The following is a 2,137-nucleotide window of genomic DNA, read 5'->3' as shown; positions in this document are numbered from 1 at the left end:
GGCGGGGCCACCGGCGCCGAGGGCGGCCGCCAGCACCCGGTAGGGGTCGACCTGGCCGACCTCGGAGGCGAGCACCAGCGAGACCGCGGGAAGGGCGGGCTCGTAGGCGGCGCGCAGGCCGTTGAACATGAGGCGGAAGACGATCGAGTCGGACCCGTCGACGATGACGTCCCAGAACTCCAGGGCCAGCCGCTGCCAGGCCTCGGAGTCGGTGGTGGCGCCGAGCCGGTCGATCAGGGCGTCGAGAGAGGTGGTGAGGGCGGGGCCGCCCCGCTCTGCGGCGAGCGCCGCGATGCCGGGGCCCACGGACGTGCGCGCCTCGACGATGCTGCGGGCGACCGCCGGGTCGACCGCACCGTCGCGGACGAGCAGCCGGGGCAGCAGGTCGAGGCCGCCGAACCGCCGGAAGTCGCGGACGGTGGCGCCGCCGCCCTGCCGGACCTCCAGGAGCCGGGTCTGCGCCATCCGCTGGATCGCCTCGCGCACCGCGGGGCGGGACACGCCGAGCACCTCGGCGAGCTGGCGCTCGCTGGGGAGCTGCTCGCCGGCGGCGAGACCACCGTCGACCACCTCGCCGAGCACCTGGTCGAACACCTGGTCCGACACGGACTTGCGGGTCACGGGTTCGAAGGCCATGCCGGGACCGTACGTCGACGATGGACTGGTGGTCAAGTGGTCAGACCAATTTTCCCGACCGCCTGCGGGAAGGCAGAGGTCGTTTCGTACCCTGGGGAGGTGATCGCGTGGTGGAGCCCCCGGTTGTGGGGTGCCCACCTCATCGCCCTCGTGTGCGTGGGCGCCGCGACCTGGCTCGGTTCGTGGCAGTACGGCGCGTGGCAGGCCCATCGTGAGGCCGAGCAGCGCGACATCACCCAGACCGAGCCGCAGGCACTGACCGACGTGCTCGGTCCCGACGAGCCGTTCCCGTCGGAGCACGTCGGGCGCCCGGTGGAGGTCACCGGGACCTGGCTGCCCGCGGGCACGGTGCTCGTCTCGGGCCGGCAGGTCGACGGGGAGGACGGCAGCTGGGTGGTGACGCCGCTGACGGTCGGGTCGCCCGAGGACCCGGCGATCCCGGTGGTGCGCGGATGGTTGCCCGGCGAGGACCCGGCCACCGCGCCGCCGGCTCCCACCGGCACCACCACCCTGGTGGGCTGGCTCCAACCCGGGGAGGGAACCGGTGCCCCGGACGACGACCCCACCGACGACGTCTTCCCGCAGGTTCGACCCGGTGACCTGGTCCAGCGCGTCGACGTCGATCTCTACGGCGCCTACGTGGTCGTCGACCCGAAGGCGACCGCGGAGGTCGCCGAGGGCGACGGCGCCGACGCGGACCTGGCTCCTGCGACCCTGGACCAGCTGCCGCCTGCCAGTACCTTCACCGCGTGGCGCAACATCGCCTACGCGATCGAGTGGTGGCTCTTCGCCGCCTTCGCCCTCTTCCTGTGGTGGCGCTTCGTCCGCGACGCCCTCGCCGTCCGGCCCCCGGCCGACGACGGGGGTGGCGACGGGGCTGGCGACGGGGCTGACGACGGGGCTGCGGACGAGCACCCGGAGGAGTCCACCGAGGACCGCCCGGTAGGTTCGGCGTCGTGAGCCGACTGTTCAACATCTACCGCGTGCTCGCCCTCGTCGTGGGCGTGCTCCTCGTCGTCGGTGCGGTCGGGTCCTGCCTCAAGTACGGGCTCAGCGACGGCGGCGCGCTCGACCGGCTCGGCGAGGACCTCACCTTCGTGTGGATCGTCCACGGCTGGATCTACATGGTCTACGTGGTGGTCGCCTTCGTGCTCACCCAGCGAGCCGGGTGGGCGATCCCGCGCTTCCTGCTCATGATGGTCGCCGGTCTCGTGCCCGGCCTCATCTTCTGGGTCGAGCGCAAGGTGGCCCGCCAGCTCCGGGACGAGCACCCGGAGCTGGCCTCTGCCTGACGGTTCCGTCAGGAACGCTCCGAGCCCAGCGGCGACGTGCCGTCGACGGGCGTGAGCTCCTCAGGGACCTCCGTCACGGCCGCGGGCGGCGGCGGGGGAGGCATAGCCCCACGGCCCGGGCTCGGCGGCGGCGCGGGGTCGTACGACGACTGCCAGCCGCCATCCCCACTGTTGCCGGCCTGCAGCTTCTTCGCCGCGACCGCCGCGGC

The 2,137-nt window shown here is 73.4% G+C and carries 4 protein-coding genes (1 of these 4 cut by a window edge); 2 read left to right on the top strand and 2 right to left on the bottom strand.

Going from position 1 to position 2,137, the window contains the following annotated elements:
• Window positions 1-636, bottom strand: partial view of a FadR/GntR family transcriptional regulator gene (locus tag H0487_RS21540; protein ID WP_246384206.1) — the 5' portion only. It extends 78 nt beyond the left edge of the window; the window shows 636 of its 714 coding nt (coding positions 1-636); it begins with the start codon at window positions 634-636; its stop codon lies beyond the left edge, outside the window.
• Window positions 637-735: 99 nt separating this feature from the next.
• On the opposite strand from H0487_RS21540, the gene H0487_RS21535 reads away from it, so the two are divergent.
• Both H0487_RS21535 and H0487_RS21530 read left to right on the top strand, forming a co-directional pair.
• A complete protein-coding gene (locus H0487_RS21535; RefSeq protein ID WP_183096270.1) occupies window positions 736-1,596 on the top strand; it encodes an SURF1 family protein in 861 nt (286 codons plus the stop codon).
• Complete coding sequence (locus tag H0487_RS21530) at window positions 1,593-1,928, top strand: DUF3817 domain-containing protein (protein WP_183096269.1); 336 nt, start codon at window positions 1,593-1,595, stop codon at window positions 1,926-1,928. The genes H0487_RS21535 and H0487_RS21530 overlap by 4 nt, the downstream gene beginning before the upstream one ends.
• Before the next feature lie 8 nt (window positions 1,929-1,936).
• Here the strand turns inward: H0487_RS21530 and H0487_RS21525 are convergent.
• The coding region (locus H0487_RS21525; protein ID WP_220793667.1) for a hypothetical protein at window positions 1,937-2,137 on the bottom strand (201 nt) is incomplete at its 5' end.

It is taken from the genome of Nocardioides stalactiti, assembly GCF_014180715.1.
In the GTDB taxonomy this organism is placed as follows: domain Bacteria; phylum Actinomycetota; class Actinomycetes; order Propionibacteriales; family Nocardioidaceae; genus Nocardioides; species Nocardioides stalactiti.
The sequence above is the reverse complement of the archived record's forward strand: the minus strand, read 5'-3'. Positions and strand labels throughout refer to the sequence as shown.